Origin of the sequence: Nitrogeniibacter mangrovi (assembly GCF_010983895.1) — a bacterium.
Classification (GTDB): Bacteria; Pseudomonadota; Gammaproteobacteria; order Burkholderiales; family Rhodocyclaceae; genus Nitrogeniibacter; species Nitrogeniibacter mangrovi.
The window spans coordinates 1158631-1173574 of the sequence record NZ_CP048836.1; the positions used below are offsets into that span (position 1 = coordinate 1158631).

Annotated in this window: 15 protein-coding genes; 2 read left to right on the forward strand and 13 right to left on the reverse strand. The window is 65.0% G+C overall.

Annotated elements, in window-relative coordinates; all coding sequences use genetic code 11:
* Nucleotides 1-49 precede the first annotated feature (49 nt).
* The 11 genes from folB to purU all read right to left on the reverse strand — a co-directional run bounded on the left by folB (nt 50) and on the right by purU (nt 11824).
* On the reverse strand, nt 50-478 hold the full coding sequence (gene folB / locus G3580_RS05290; protein ID WP_173764270.1) for a dihydroneopterin aldolase: 429 nt from the start codon (nt 476-478) through the stop codon (nt 50-52).
* Entirely contained in the window at nt 475-1386 is a 912-nt protein-coding gene (gene folD, locus G3580_RS05295; protein ID WP_173764271.1) for a bifunctional methylenetetrahydrofolate dehydrogenase/methenyltetrahydrofolate cyclohydrolase FolD, read from the reverse strand. The genes folB and folD overlap by 4 nt, the downstream gene beginning before the upstream one ends.
* Nucleotides 1387-1514: 128 nt before the next feature.
* A complete protein-coding gene (locus tag G3580_RS05300; protein ID WP_173764272.1) occupies nt 1515-2876 on the reverse strand; it encodes an FMN-binding glutamate synthase family protein in 1362 nt (453 codons plus the stop codon).
* Between the two features lie 74 nt (nt 2877-2950).
* The gene (locus G3580_RS05305) at nt 2951-3640 is read right to left on the reverse strand and encodes a GltB/FmdC/FwdC-like GXGXG domain-containing protein (protein WP_173764273.1); all 690 of its coding nucleotides are present in this window, start codon (nt 3638-3640) and stop codon (nt 2951-2953) included.
* A complete protein-coding gene (locus G3580_RS05310; RefSeq protein WP_173764274.1) occupies nt 3628-4536 on the reverse strand; it encodes a class II glutamine amidotransferase domain-containing protein in 909 nt (302 codons plus the stop codon). Before G3580_RS05310 ends, G3580_RS05305 begins: the two co-directional genes overlap by 13 nt.
* Nucleotides 4537-4559: 23 nt before the next feature.
* Nucleotides 4560-5888 (reverse strand): type III glutamate--ammonia ligase, encoded by a 1329-nt coding sequence (gene glnT, locus G3580_RS05315; protein WP_173764275.1) that lies wholly within the window; start codon nt 5886-5888, stop codon nt 4560-4562.
* Between the two features lie 28 nt (nt 5889-5916).
* On the reverse strand, nt 5917-6522 hold the full coding sequence (locus tag G3580_RS05320) for a methylglutamate dehydrogenase (RefSeq protein WP_173764276.1): 606 nt from the start codon (nt 6520-6522) through the stop codon (nt 5917-5919).
* A complete protein-coding gene (locus G3580_RS05325; protein WP_173764277.1) occupies nt 6519-9416 on the reverse strand; it encodes an FAD-dependent oxidoreductase in 2898 nt (965 codons plus the stop codon). The genes G3580_RS05320 and G3580_RS05325 overlap by 4 nt, the downstream gene beginning before the upstream one ends.
* Nucleotides 9416-9673, reverse strand: coding sequence for a sarcosine oxidase subunit delta (locus G3580_RS05330; RefSeq protein WP_173764278.1), 258 nt, complete (start codon nt 9671-9673; stop codon nt 9416-9418). Before G3580_RS05330 ends, G3580_RS05325 begins: the two co-directional genes overlap by 1 nt.
* 15 nt (nt 9674-9688) lie before the next feature.
* Nucleotides 9689-10930 (reverse strand): FAD-dependent oxidoreductase, encoded by a 1242-nt coding sequence (locus G3580_RS05335; RefSeq protein ID WP_173764279.1) that lies wholly within the window; start codon nt 10928-10930, stop codon nt 9689-9691.
* 33 nt (nt 10931-10963) lie between these two features.
* A complete protein-coding gene (gene purU / locus G3580_RS05340; protein WP_173764280.1) occupies nt 10964-11824 on the reverse strand; it encodes a formyltetrahydrofolate deformylase in 861 nt (286 codons plus the stop codon).
* A gap of 143 nt (nt 11825-11967) precedes the next feature.
* On the opposite strand from purU, the gene G3580_RS05345 reads away from it, so the two are divergent.
* Nucleotides 11968-12570 (forward strand): helix-turn-helix domain-containing protein, encoded by a 603-nt coding sequence (locus tag G3580_RS05345; RefSeq protein ID WP_173764281.1) that lies wholly within the window; start codon nt 11968-11970, stop codon nt 12568-12570.
* A 109-nt stretch (nt 12571-12679) separates the two neighbouring features.
* On the opposite strand, the gene G3580_RS05350 is transcribed toward G3580_RS05345, so the two are convergent.
* Complete coding sequence (locus tag G3580_RS05350; RefSeq protein ID WP_407671031.1) at nt 12680-14041, reverse strand: ammonium transporter; 1362 nt, start codon at nt 14039-14041, stop codon at nt 12680-12682.
* A gap of 37 nt (nt 14042-14078) precedes the next feature.
* Nucleotides 14079-14417, reverse strand: coding sequence for a P-II family nitrogen regulator (locus tag G3580_RS05355; protein ID WP_173764283.1), 339 nt, complete (start codon nt 14415-14417; stop codon nt 14079-14081).
* A 266-nt stretch (nt 14418-14683) separates the two neighbouring features.
* Here G3580_RS05355 and G3580_RS05360 point away from each other — a divergent pair, with 266 nt between their 5' ends.
* Entirely contained in the window at nt 14684-14887 is a 204-nt protein-coding gene (locus tag G3580_RS05360) for a hypothetical protein (protein WP_217424607.1), read from the forward strand.
* Nucleotides 14888-14944 lie beyond the last annotated feature (57 nt).

The following is a 14944-nucleotide window of genomic DNA, read 5'->3' on the forward strand; positions in this document are numbered from 1 at the left end:
TGCCTCAATTGGAAACTGAAAAGTGTCGCGATCCCCGGGGCAGTCCAACTCAGCTCCCGTTTGAATTCCATTCGGCTTGCCGGCTGACAGAGACACTTCGTGCCCTTGGTACCGCGGCCGGCTTGGCGATGGTTATCTCCACACGCCGCACAGGAAAACGTCGGCCGATCATCTCAAGCATCGCTTGGCTGAGATGTTCAAGGAGATTGAATCGGCGAGCGGCAAGCATGGACTCGATTGCATCAACGACCTGGTCGTAGTCGACCGTGTCCCGGATGTCATCGCTGCGCCCTGCCGGCGTCCCGTCGATGACCAGCAGCAGGTCGATTTCGATGGGCTGCATCGCTGTTTGCTCGTGGGGATGGATGCCGATGATTGCCTCCAGATGGAGTCCGTGCAGGCGGATGATGCATTCACCGGTCATCATGGCGGCCCTTGGCGGATTCACATGATCCGTGGCAGTGGCGCGCGCGCTCAATCTGTTTCCGGGGGGCGCTTGGGCGCCTCCCAGTCCTGATAGTCGTCGCTGGCTCGCAGGTGCCGGGCGCGTTCCGCGGATCGCAGCGTATTTTCGATCAACATGGTCACCGTCATCGGGCCGACGCCCCCGGGGACGGGCGTGATCCAGCTGGCTTTGTCCCGGACACCCGCGAAGTCCACGTCGCCGACGATCCGCCCGTCGGCCAGGCGGTTGATGCCCACGTCGATCACGATGGCCCCTTGCTTGACCATCTGGGGCACGATCAGGCCCGGCTTGCCCGCCGCGACGATGAGAATGTCGGCAAGGATCGTGTGCTGCGCCAGATCCCGCGTGCGCGCGTGGCAGATCGTGACCGTCGCTTCGCGCTGGAGCAACATCAGCGCCATGGGTTTGCCGACGATATTGCTGGCGCCGACCACCACCACATTCTTGCCGGCCACATCGGTGCCGGTGGTGTCGAGCAGCAATTGCACGCCGTACGGTGTGCACGGCGGAAAGATCGTATTGCCGACGACAAGGCCACCGACGTTGTAGAGGTGAAAGCCGTCCACGTCCTTGTTCACCGAGATGGCTTCGAGCACGTGGCGGGGTTCGATATGGGGCGGCAGCGGCAACTGCACGAGGATGCCGTGCACCAACGGATCCTCATTGAGGCGCGCGATGGTGGCCAGGACCTCGGCTTCGGTAGCGTCCGCCGCCAGGCCAAGGTGGAAGGAACGCAGTCCCACCTCCTCGCAGGCTTTCACCTTGTTGCCGACATACACCTTGCTGGCGGGGTTTTCGCCCACCAGGATCACCGCCAGTCCGGGTTGGACGCCTTGCGCGAGCAAGGCCGACACGCGGGACTTGAAGCCCTCGCGGAGGGTCTTCGACAGCGCCTTGCCGTCGATGATGCGGGCCGTCATGGACACGGTCTCCAGAATGCGTTGAGGTCATCCGTTGCGGGATCGCACCGGTGGCGCGCCCGTCGGGGCGCATTTGAGCGGATCGGGTTGGCGGGCGCCGGACCGTGGCCCGGCGCCTGACGCCATGCTCAGAATCCCTTGCCGGGAATCCAGCTCGTCCCGGCCAGCGGCACGCCAGCCATGGCCGCCGCCTCGATGGTCAGCGCCACCAGATCCTCGGGCTCCAGGTGATGGACGTTCTGCTTGCCGCAGGCGCGGGCGATGGTGGTCAGCTCCATGTTCAGCGTCTTGAGATAGTTGCGCAGATGGCGCGCACCGACCTCCGGCGACAGGCGCTGTTCGAGGATGGCGTCCTGGGTGGTGATACCGACCGGGCATTTGCCGGTGTGGCAGTGGTGGCAGTAACCGGGCGCCGTGCCGATGGCGTTGTAATCGGCCGTGGCGTCGTGATGGCCACCGTTCTGGAAGTAGGTCTCCCCATTACAGCCGAGCGCAACGAGCACGCCCTGGCCGATGGCGACGGCGTCGGCGCCCATGGCCAGTGCCTTGGCCACATCGGCGCCCGTGCGAACGCCGCCGGAGACGATCAGCTGCACCTTGCCTTTCATGTCCAGGTCTTCGAGGGCATTGACCGCCTGACGGACCGCCGCCAGCGTCGGGATGCCGATGTGCTCGATGAAGCAGGTCTGGGTGGCGGCGGTGCCGCCCTGCATGCCATCGACCACCACCACGTCAGCGCCCGAATGGACCGCGAGCTTGACGTCGTTGAAAGTACGGGTGGCGCCGACCTTCACATAGATCGGCTTTTCCCAGTCGGTGATTTCGCGCAATTCCTGGATCTTGATGGCCAGGTCGTCGGGGCCGGTCCAGTCAGGATGGCGGCAGGCCGAGCGCTGGTCGATACCTTCGGGCAGGGTGCGCATGCCGGCGACACGCGGTGACACCTTCTGTCCCAGCAGCATGCCGCCGCCGCCCGGCTTGGCGCCTTGGCCGATCACCACCTCGATGGCGTCGGCCTTGCGCACGTCGTCGGGATTGAATCCGTAGCGCGAGGGCAGGCACTGATAGATCAGGGTCCTGGAGGACAGGCGCTCTTCGGGTGTCATGCCGCCGTCGCCGGTGGTGGTGGAGGTACCCACCTCGGACGCGGCGCGGCCGAGCGCTTCCTTCACGTTGGCCGACAGGGAGCCGAAGCTCATGCCGGCGATGGTGATCGGGATCTCGAGTTCGATCGGCTTCTTCGCAAAGCGGGTGCCCAGCACGGTCTTGGTGAGGCATTTCTCCCGGTAGCCTTCGAGCGGGTAGCGCGACATCGAGGCGCCCAGGAACACCAGATCGTCGAAGTTCGGCAGCTTGCGCTTGGCGCCCATGCCGCGGATTTCATACAGGCCGTGGGCCGCAGCGTTGCGGATGTAGTCGAGCGTCTTGCGGTCGTAGCCGTAGGACTCCTCGCGGGAGATGTTCTTGAAATGCACGGGTTTGCTTTCCATGGTCGTGTCCTTTGAATGCCTGGGGCGCATGCCGGCACGGTCGCGTCTCGGACGCGCCCGGCCGATGGCCTCGATCAATATTCCTGGTCGGCGTCGGCGTTCCAGTGGTAGAGCGAACGCTTCGAGGCGATGCGCTTGAAGGCTTTGGGGTCGTGATCGAGACCAGCCTGGTCAAGCAGGCTGGCCACGGTGGCGATATCGGCCTCGCTCATGGGCTCGAACTGGGCATCGGCGCCGAGCGACTTCACGCTGCCTTTCACGTAGAGCACGGCTTCGTAGAGTGAATCGCCGAGCGCGTCGCCCGCGTCACCACAAATGACCATGCGGCCGGCCTGCGCCATGAACGCGGAAAAGCTGCCCACCGACCCGCCGACGACGATATCGCCGCCCTTGAGCGAGATGCCACAGCGCAGACCGGCGTCGCCGTCGATCACCAACAAACCGCCCTGGGCGGAGGCGCCGGCGCCGTTGGAAGCGAAGCCTTTCACGTGGACCTTGCCGCTCATCATGTTTTCGGCAACACCCGTGCCGGCACTGCCAGCGATGGTGATGGTGGCTGCCTTGTTCATGCCGCCCGCGTAGTAGCCGGCATGACCCACGATCTCGACTTCGACCGGGCAGTCGAGGCCGACGGCGATGTTGTGGGCCCCGTCCGGGTTGAGCACCGTGACGTGGCGGGCGGCGCCGTCCCTGGCGTCCTTGTGCAGAAAGGTGTTGAGCTCGCGCAGCGGGGTGGCGGCGAGATCGAAGGTCAGGCGTTCCATACGTACATCTCCTCGGGCGCGGGTTCGAAAACGTGGGCGTGCTTCACGCCGGGCAGGTGGGCCAGGGAGCGGAACTCCGAGGCGATGGCGACGTAGTCGTCGGTCTCGGCCACCACGGCGGGTTTGCAGGCGAAGGGGTCGCGGATCAGGGCGAGCTTGTCGGGCGTGCCCATCAGGAAGGTGTAGAAGCCGTCGAGTTCCTCGAAGCCTTTTTGCAGCGCCGACTCCAGGTCGTCACCCTCGCGCAGACGCCATTCCAGGAAGCGGCAGGCGGCCTCGGTGTCGTTGTCGGTCTCGAAGCGGATGCCGCGCGGCTCGAGCTTGCGCCGGACTCCGTAGGGATTCGACAGCGAGCCGTTGTGCACCAGACAGAAGTCCTCACCGGCGGTGAAGGGGTGGGCGCGGTCGGGGGTCACGGCGGATTCGGTCGCCATGCGCGTATGGCCGACCAGATGCGAGCCACTGAGCTTGTCGAAGCCATAGCGCGCGGCCACCTGCGCCGGCGTGCCGATGTCCTTGTAGAGGTCGATGCTCTGGCCCGTGGACAGAATGTGCAGCTTGGGATGGTGTTCGGCGATCCAGCGCTTGACCACTTCGGGGGCCACGTCAAAGGCGAGCACCGCGTGGTTGTGCTTGATCTCGACATCGAGCGCCACGCCGAGATGTTCCTTGAGCTCATGGGCGAGCCCGAGCCAGTTGAAATCCGCGCCCGCTTCCGTGAGGCCGGAATAGACGCTGAGCTTGCGTCGGCCGTCGGCCAGCGCCGTGCCGAACACGGCCAGACCGGCAGAGTCGGGGCCACGCTCGGTCATGCCGATCAGCATCGGCACCATCAGTTCGCCCAGCCGCTCGCGCAGCGCTGGCGTCTTCACCAGCAGTCCAACGATTCCACACATGGGTGTATCTCCTTGTTCAAATCTCAGAAAAATTCCAGGTAGTTCTTGATTTCCCAGTCCGACACATGGCGCATGTACTCGACCCACTCCATGTGCTTGAGGCGCAGGAATTCATCGACGACCGGGCCGAGTGCCTTGCACAGCACGCCGTCGTTCTCGAGCGCCAGCAGGGCCTCGTGGAGGTTCTGGGGGAGGATGTCGATGCCGCCGGCCGTGAGTTCCTCGGGGCTGAGGGCGTAAAGGTTCTGGTTATGCGGCTCACCCGGATCGAGGTCGCGCTCGATACCGTCCAGGCCCGCGGCGATCACCGCGGCGGTGGCCAGATAGGGGTTGCAGGCGCCATCCGGCAGGCGCAGTTCAAGCCGCCCATGGGGAATCCGCACCATTGATGAACGGTTGTTGTCGCCATAGCTGATATAGGCCGGTGCCCAGGTCGCACCGGTGAGCGAACGGCCCACCACGAGGCGTTTGTAGCTGTTGACCGTGGGGGCGCAGATCGCGGCCAGCGCCGGTGCGTGCGCAAGGATGCCGCCGAGGAACTGGTAGGCCAGCTTCGACAGTCCGAGGCCGCGCCGGTCGGTCTTGTCGGCGAACAGATTGGTCTCGCCTTCGCCGAGCGACATGTGCACATGCATGCCGTTGCCCGGCCGGTTGGCGAAGGGCTTGGGCATGAACGAGCAGATCATGCCCAGATCGTTGGCGATCTCGGAGGCCGCCATCTTGAACAGCAGGTAGTGGTCGGCCGAGGTCAGGCAGTCCGCGTAGGTGTAGTTGATCTCGAACTGGCCGTTGGCGTCCTCGTGATCGATCTGATAGACGTCCACATCGACCTGGCGCAGGCTCTCGGTGAGCGTTTCAAGGAACTGGCGATTGCGCGACAGACCCTTGTAGTCGTAACAGGGCTTGGGCAGCGTGTCGGTCGGATCGGTCGGGATGAGGTTGCCGGCCTCGTCCTTCTTCAGCAGGGAGAACTCCGGCTCCAGGCCGGTGAAGAAGGTGTACCCCCGGGCCTCCAGGCGCTTGATCTGTTCCTTGAGTACGACGCGGGTGTCGAGTGCCCAGGGCTCGCCCTTGACATGGCCGTCACAGGCGATGCGGGCGTAACCGGGTTGCCAGGGCACCAGGGTCAATGTGGACAGGTCGCCAACCGCCATGAAGTCCGGGCCATTCGGCTCGATGCCCAACCCCCACACGGCAAAGCCCGCAAATCCGGCCCCGGTGCTGAGGATGTGATCGAAATGGGCCACGGGAACGGACTTGGTCTTGGCCGAGCCGTGGATGTCTACGAATTGGGCCAGGACGTATTTGACGTCGTTGTCCGCGAGAAACTGCTTGGCTTCTGTGGGCGTCATGTTCGCTCTCCTGAAGTCGGGTTGGGGTTCAGTCAAGACCGTGGGGTGCGATGGCACCGCCACCCAGCTCGACGGCGATGTCGAGCAGGGTCTCCCACAGGTAGTGTCCATAGGTGCCGTCGCACCACAGCCGCAGCGCGGGCCGTTCGGCATGCCGCTCGGGAATGGCCGTCACGGCCACGCCCACCATGGATGTCAGCACCACCGGTCGGTCGGCCACATCGAGGCGGCGGAGATTCACGCCGCAGGTCTGGCGCAGGAGCTCGTCGAGCTGATCGCCGGTGAGCACGAAGGCAGCATCCTGGCGCAGCACCGGGTAGACGCCCGCAGCGCGTGGCGCGGCCATGACCGCATCCAGGCGCGCGGCGGGGCCTTCCACCAGGAACTCGGTCAAGCCGAGCCGGGCGATCCGTCCGCCGTCCTCGAGCGGCAACCAGGTATTGGGTGCGTCGGGCACCGGCAGGCCGAGGGCGGCGAGCCACTTGGCCGCACCGGGGCCCTTGCAGCCATGGCGCGCCAGGTCGGAGAGGTCGGCAATGCCAAGCCGGGCCGCCACGTCGGCGGCACGTTCGGCGGGGACGAGCGATGCGGTGGCCAGCTCAGCCACCGGGCTCAGGGCGAGATGCGCGCTCATGCGGCCTCCTTCTGCTTGAGGTTTTCGGGGTCGTAGAACGGCGTCGTCGTGATCGTGGCCTGCACGATCGCGCCGCCGGACAGGCGGATATCCACCTTGTTGCCGGCCCCGGCGAGGTCGGGCCGCACGAAGGCGAGGCCGATGTGCCGGTTCAGGCTCGGGCTGAAGGCGATGCTGGTGACGCGACCGGCGATCTCGCCGCGGTCGATGACCAGATGACATTCCAGGGGCACCGGGCCGATGTGATCGGGGGCAAGACTGATGCCCACCAGGGTCTGCTTGAGCGGCTTCTTGGCGACGGCCTCAAGGCTGCGCTGCCCGACGAAGAAGGGCTTGTTCATCTTCAGTGCCCAGTTGAGCCCGGCCTCCAGCGGCGTGGTCAGGCCATCGGTGTCCTGCCCGATGATGATGTGGCCCTTCTCCAGCCGCAGCAGGCGTTGTGCTTCGACGCCGAAGGGGCGAATGCCGTCGTCAGCCCCCGCCGCCAGCAACGCGTCCCACAGGGCGAGCCCCTGGTTCGCCGGCACATGGATCTCGTAGCCCCACTCGCCGACGAAACCCACGCGCATGAGGCGCGCCGGGATGCCGGCGACTTCACCCTCGCGCACCGCAAGGTAGGGGAAGGCGTCGGCGGACAGGTCGAGCCCGGTGAGCCTCGCGAGCACCACGCGGGACTTGGGGCCGGCGAGATTCACCGCGGCAAAGGCGCCGGTGTGATTGACGATGCCGCAGTCCAGCCCCCAGATCGTGTTCAGGCGGGAAAGCTCGCGGTAGATCGTTGCCGCGCCGGAGGTGGTGGTGGTGAAGTAGAAATGGTCTTCGGCAAGGCGGGCGACCACGCCGTCGTCGATCACCACGCCGGTCTCGTCGCACATCACCGCGTAGCGCGTCATGCCGACCTTGAGGTTGGCGTAGTTGGCGGTGTAGACCCGCTCGAGGAATTCCGCCGCCTGCGGGCCGATCACCTCCAGCTTGCCGAGCGTACCGACGTCGATGATGCCCACGCCGCTGCGCACCGCCGCCGCTTCGCCACGGATGCAGTCGATACGGCTGATGCCGGCGCGCTGGTAGTACTCCGGCCGCTGCCACACGCCGGCGGGCATCCACTTCGCACCGAGCGCTTCGTGGCGGGTATGCAGCGGGGTGCGGCGCTCGGGGTTGAAGCCGCGCCCGGCGAGAATCGCCATCGGGACCGGATGGAAGAAGGGCCGCGCGGTGGTAGTGCCCACTTCCTGCGGGGCCTTGCCGTTGAGACGGGCCAGGATGCGCAGGCCGTTCATGTTGGAGTGCTTGCCCTGGCTCGGACCCATGCCGTTGGTGGAAAAGCGTTTGAGCAGCTCGATATTGTCGAAGCCCTCCTGCACCGCGTTGCAGAAGTCCTTGAACTGCAGGTCTTCATCGAAATCGACGAAGTTCTTGCCGGCCGGGTGGTCGACGATCGGCCAGGGGTGGCTTGGGGATTCGGTCTCGGGCGGCAGGGGAATTCCCTCCGCACTGCCGAAGCCGGCCGCGGCGGCGGCGTGGCTGCCCGCGCGCGCACCGTCGGCGAGCTTGCGCTCGAGCCCGAACACGCCATTGACCCGGCCGCAGGCGAATACGCCCTCAGGTAGAACGTCCGGGACGAACTGTTCGACCGCCGTGTCGTAGCGCATCCGCGTGCCGGCCTGGTAGAGCAGGTTGGCCGCCGGTGCCCAGCCGGTGCTTATCAGGATGCCGTCGCAGGCGATCTCGCGCGGCGCGCCGACCGGCTTGCCGTCGGCATCGACGCGGCCCACGCGGGCGCCGGCGCACAGTCCGGCGGCGTCGGCGACGCCTTCGACGATGCAGCTCGCCGGCAGCAGCTCGACGCCGGCCCCCTTGAGCGCGCGCGCCAGCGGTTCGGCGCTGCCGGGGGTGGCGCGCAGGTCCACCAGCGCGGCGACGGCGACGCCGTTGGCGAGCAGGTCGAGGGCGGCGCGATAGCCGTCGGCGTTGGCGGCAAGCACGACCGCGCGCTGCACCGGCTTGACCGCATAGCGGTAGATCAGGCGCTGCGCGGCGCTCGCCAGCATCACGCCGGGCAGGTCGTTGTTGTGGAACACCGCGGGTTGTTCGAAGGCGCCGCTGGCGAGCACGACGCTCGTGGCGCGCATCTTCACCATGCGCTCGGCGCTGACCAGCGGAATCCAGTGGTCTTTGTAATAGCCGGCGGCGACGGTGGCGGTCATAACGCGGATACGCGGTTCGGCGGCGACGCGATCGAGCAGATCGGTGAGCGTCCGTGCGCGTTCGTCGTCGTTGCCCAGCTGATACCCGGCGGAGCCGCCGAGGCGGGCGTTTTCGTCCACCACCACCACGTCCGCGCCCTGCGCGGCCGCCGCCAGCGCGGCGGACAGCCCGGAGGGCCCGCCACCGATGACGAGCACGTCGCAGAAGTCATAGGCCTTGGGGGTGCGCTGGCGGACGGTGTCGAAGTCCACCCGGCCCAGTCCGGTCATGGTGCGGAACATGCGCTCCCACAGCGGGAACAGCCTCTTGTTGTGGAAGGCCTTGTAGTAGAAGCCCACCGGCAGGAAGCGCGACAAGGTACCGAGCACGCGACCTTTGTCGTTCGCGAGCGAGCCGAAGGTGTTGACCGCCTTCAGGTCCATCCCGGTGACGAGCGGGGTGACATCGGCGCGCAGGTTGGGCATGTCGCCCCACTGGTGGATGGCATTGGTGTCGTGATTGGCCAGCGACAGCACGCCGCGGGGCCGGTGATACTTGAAGCTGCGCCCGAGCACGCGCACGTCGGCCGCCCACAGGGCGCTGCTGACGGTGTCGCCTTCATAACCGGCGAAGCTGCGGCCCTCGAAGCGGAATTCGACGGGGCGGGCGCGGTCGATCCATTCGCCGCGGATGGCAGGCAGTCGCATCAGGCGTCTCCTTCGTGGAAGTAGGTACGCAGCACGACGTCCTTGGCCGTGTCGCGTTCGGCAATGAACCAGGTGTTGCTGGGGGTGTGGCACCACCACTCACGCTTCACGCCCGGGGCGCCATTGCGGTTGAAGACGTAGTCGGCCCAGGTGGCGTCATCGCAGCTGGCCGGATCGGGCATCGGGCGCACTTCGCCCCAGTAGAAGAACTCGGAGACGGGACGGGGGCCGTTGAGCGGACAGGTCATGATCTTCATGCTCGGATACCTCGCTCAGTGACCGACGCTGGCTGCGCCCTTCTCGCCGGTGAGGGCGTAGTGGCGGAAGCGGTCGAGGGAAAAGCCGGTGATCAGCGGATGCGGCGAGTCGGTGGCGATGGTGTGCGCCATGGTCTTGCCGCAGACGGGGGTGGCCTTGAAGCCCCAGGTGCCCCAGCCCGAATCGAGGTAGAAGCCCTCGATCGGGGTCTTGCCCATCACCGGGGCGAAGTCGGGCGTCATGTCGGCCATGCCGGCCCACTGGCGCATCACCTTCACGTTGGAGAGGAAGGGGAACATCTCCAGCATGTGGCTGGTGAGGCCCTCGACGAAGTCCAGCGTCGAGCGCGTGCCGTGCAGTTCGTAGGGGTCGAGCGAGGCGCCCATCACCAGTTCGCCGCGCGCCGACTGGCTGATGTAAACATGCAGGCTGCCGGAGACGAGGATGGGGTCGAGCCACGGTTTGATGGGCTCGCTCACCATTGCCTGCAGCGGGTGGATGTAGATCGGCGAGCGCAGACCGACCATCTTCAGGATGCTTGGCGTCGAGCCGGCGACCGCGCACAGCACTTTGGTCGTTGCGATGCGCCCCTTGGAGGTCCGCACGCCGGTGACGCGTCCGCCCTCGACGTCGATGCCGAGCACCTCGGTGCGCTGGTGGATCTCGACGCCGCGTTGGTCGGCGCCGCGGCCGTAGCCCCAGGCCACCGCGTCGTGACGGGCCACCGAGCCAGGCGCGTGGTACAGGGCGCCCAGGATCGGGGCATGACCGCTGCACGAGAGGTCGATCATTGGCGCGGCTTCCTTCACCACCTCCGGCCCGACCACCTCGGAGGCGACCCCGTAGTGCTTGTTCACCTCGGCACGCCAGCGCATCGTGCGCAGGGCCGAGTCGGTATGCGCCAGCGTGAAGTGGCCACGGTTGGCGTAGAAGAGGTTCAGATCGAAGTCCTGCGACAGGTCTTGCCACAGGCGCACCGACTCGTCGTAGAACTGCACGCCTTCGGGCGTCAGGTAGTTCGAGCGGATGATGGTGGTGTTGCGGCCGGTGTTGCCACCACCGATGTAGCCCTTCTCGAGCACGCACACATTGGTGATGCCGTGCTCGCGGGCAAGGTAGTAGGCGGCCGCGAGGCCGTGACCGCCGCCGCCGATGATGACCACGTCGTAGCTCGGCTTGAGCTCTTCATGGACGCTGAACATCCGCGGTTCCGGATGCTTCTTGTTGAGCGCGAAGCGCAGCAGGCGCCAGGGCATGGTGGATTCCTCAGTCTCTGTCGGGGGTGGGAATCAGCGGAACACCACGGTCTTGTTGCCGTGGACGAGCACGCGATCCTCGAGGTGGTAGCGAAGTCCGCGGGCGAGCACGGCCTTCTCGATGTCCTTGCCGTAGCGCACGAGATCCTCCGGCGCGTCGGAGTGATCCACGCGGATGACGTCCTGCTCGATGATTGGCCCCTGATCGAGGTCACTGGTGACGTAGTGGCAGGTGGCGCCAATCAGCTTCACGCCCTTCTCGTGCGCCTGGTGGTAGGGCTTGGCGCCCACGAAGCTGGGCAGGAAGCTGTGGTGGATGTTGATGATCCGGCCCGGATGGTTCGCACACAGCTCGGGCGAGAGGATCTGCATGTAGCGCGCCAGCACCATTACGTCGCCCTGTGCCTCGCGGAACAGTTCTTCGACCTTTGCGTAAGCCTGGGGCTTGTTTTCCGGCGTGACCGGCACAAGGTGGAAGGGGATGCCGTGCCACTCGACGAAGCCACGGAAGGTCTCGTGGTTGGAGATCACGCACGGAATTTCGATGTCCAGGTCGCCGGACTGCCAGCGCGCAAGCAGGTCGTAGAGGCAGTGCTCCTGCTTGGAGACAAGGATCACGACACGTTTCTTGCGCGCAGAGTCCGAGATCTGCCAATCCATGTCGAACTCGGTGGCGATCGGGGCGAACTTGTCGCGCAGCGCCTCGATGCCGAAGGACAGTGAATCGGCGAGGATCTCCTGACGCATGAAAAAACGCATTGCAGACGCGTCGGCGTGGTGGTTGGCCTCGGTGATCCAGCCCTGATTCTGCGCCAGGAAACCACTCACCGCCGCCACAACGCCGACCCGGTCCGGGCAGGAAAGCGAAAGGGTGTATCGATGACTCGACGACATGCGCTCAACTCCAAAATATTCATGCAGTGAAACAATGTTGATCAATATGCATCGACAAAAATCGAAAGTCAACTTTGTTTCATGAGAAGAAACGCTGGCCGTGCCATAATCCCCCACGGCATTCTCGAAACGGAAAAACGGCAATGAGCGAGAGCGGAAACACCGGCAGTCTGGAGCGCTATCTGGGCAATACCATTCGCGAATTGAGGCAGAAGCACGGCCTCACGATTGCAGACGTCGCCACGCTGGCAGGCATCAGCCGCGGCATGCTGTCGAAGATCGAAAACGCGCAGACGGCGACCAGCCTGGACACCCTCTCCCGCCTCGCGAACGGCCTCGGGGTCTCGATCGCCACGCTGTTTCGCGGCTATGACGTGCGTGAAGGCAGTGCGCAACTCGTCAAGAACGACGAGGGGATGGAGGTGGTCCGGCGCGGGACGAAGAAGGGGCACACCTACCATCTGCTGGCCTATGACCAAGGGCCGACCAAACACTTCGAGCCCTTCCTGATCACGATCGACCATGAATCGGAGACCTTTCCGATCTTCGAGCATCCGGGCACCGAGTTCATCTACATGCTCGAAGGCGAGATCGAGTACCGCCACGGGCAGAACACGTATCTGCTGCAGCCTGGCGACTCGCTGACCTTCCGCGCGGACATTCCGCATGGCCCGGAAAAGCTCAACCGCTGCCCGATCCGCTTCCTGAGCATCCTGATGTATCCGAGGGCGAGCGAGAGCGAGTGATCCGCCGGGCGGCCGTGACGCCGAACGGCGGGTCGGGGCGCCTGCGTCCGACAGCACGCAAACGGGCCGGCGATGCATGCATCGCCGGCCCGCTCACATGGCGGCCACGTCAGTTGTGATAGGCAGCCTCGCCGTGAGAGGTCGTGTCCAGCCCCTCGCGTTCCTCGTCCTCTGGAACGCGCAGGCCGATCACGAGATCCACCAGCTTGAAGGCAATCAGCGACACCACACCCGACCAGACGACGGCGGTGCCCACCCCCCAGAGCTGAGCGATTACCTGAGCCCCCATGTCATAGGCGGCGGGCGCGTCGGTCACGTAATCCCAGAGCCCGGTGCCACCCAGTTCAGGCGCGGCGAAGACTCCGGTGAGGATGGCGCCCAGGATGCCACCCACGCCATGGACGCCAAACACGTCGAGGCTGTCGTCCGCACCCAGCATGCGCTTCAGACCGTTGACGCCCCAGTAGCAGACGCCGCCACCGAGCAAACCGATGATGACCGCGCCCATCGGGCCGACAAAACCGCAGGCCGGGGTGATCGCCACCAGACCGGCGATGGCGCCGGACGCCGCACCGAGCATCGAGGGTTTGCCTTTGAAGATCGCTTCAACCACACACCAGGAGGCGGTGGCGGCGCAGGTTGCGACCAGAGTGTTGAACACCGCAAGCGCGGCGGTCGGGCCGGCCTCAAGTGCGGAGCCGACGTTGAATCCGAACCAGCCGACGAACAGCAGGCTGGCACCGATCATGGTCATCACAAGGCTGTGCGGCGGCATCGCTTCACGGCGATAGCCAATTCGCGGGCCCACCATGTAAGCGCCCACCAGTGCCGCCACGCCAGCGTTGATATGCACCACCGTGCCGCCTGCGAAGTCCAGTGCCCCCTTGTTGAAGAGGAAGCCGGCAAATTCGCCCGCCTGGGCCGCCGCTTCGGGGGACGTATAGGCATCCGGACCGGCCCAGTACCAGACCATGTGTGCCATCGGCAGATAGGAAAAGGTGAACCACAGCACCATGAAGACGAGTACCGCGGAGAACTTCATCCGCTCGGCGAAGCCACCCACGATCAACGCGGGGGTGATTGCCGCAAAGGTGAGCTGGAAGGCCGCGAACAGCAGCTCCGACTGGACGACGCCCTTGCTGAAGGTGCCCACCACGCTGTCAACCGTCACGCCTTGCATGAAGAGCTTGGAGAAGCCACCGAAGAACGCATTGCCATCGGTAAAGGCCAGGCTGTAGCCGAAGACCGTCCACAACACGCCCAGCATGCAGAACACCACCAGCGTCTGCATGAGCAGCGATAGCATGTTCTTCGAACGTACCATGCCGCCATAGAACAGGCCCAGGCCCGGAGCCGCCATCATCACCACGAGGAGGGTCGCTGTGATCAGCCACGCGGTATCGCCCTTGTCGGGCAGCGGCGTGACGCCTTCGGCCCAGCCTCTGGACGCAAAGAACACGCCGGCGAGCATCAAGGAAAAAGTCAAAATTCGCTTCATCGTCAGCTCCTCAAACCGCGTCATTGCCGGACTCACCTGTCCGGATTCGGGTTACCTGGCTCATTTCAAAGACAAAGATCTTTCCGTCACCGATGTTCCCCGTGGAAGCGGTTTGCTCGATGGCGGCGACGACCGATTCGAGCAGATCGTCCGGAATCGCAATATCGAGCTTTACCTTCGGCAGGAAATCGACCACGTATTCGGCCCCCCGATAGAGCTCGGTATGACCCTTTTGACGCCCGAACCCCTTGACCTCCGATACCGTGAGTCCATGGACGCCAACGGCGCTCAGGGCATCGCGAACTTCGTCGAGCTTGAAGGGTTTGATGACAGCACTAATGAATTTCATGGTGCCCTCCTGCGTCAGTGGGTCGTGTCAGTTCGTATCTCATCGGCTTACCTCTTGGGGTTGCATTGAAGGAAACTATTTTTCCCTTCAGGAAGCAATGCGCGTGCCACTGCGTACACCGTAAAAAATCAAAAGTTTACCAATAGGAAGCTTTTTTTCACGCACTGAAATACTGCATCGCCTCAGCACGGCGCACCAAGATGGGCAGGAGAACATCGGCCGACGCTCAACTGCGCGTAGTGACGGCGGCCGAACGGCGTTTGCACATGTCCATGCTGCGTTACCGCGCTGGCGTCGATGGCCGTCTGGAGTTGCTCGGTGCCCGATGCCAGTTGCAGGCGGCTCGGCAGGCGCTGTTGGACCTGCGAGGCGCGGAAATAGCCAACCGGATGGCGCTCTACAAGTCCCTCGGCGGCGGCCTACATGAACGCGATGCCCCGGAGATGGCCGCTGTTACTGCAGCGCAGTAGCGGCCATCCGATTGGAAGGGTGCTAAGGCCTGCCGGTCACAACGCGGAATGTCATCA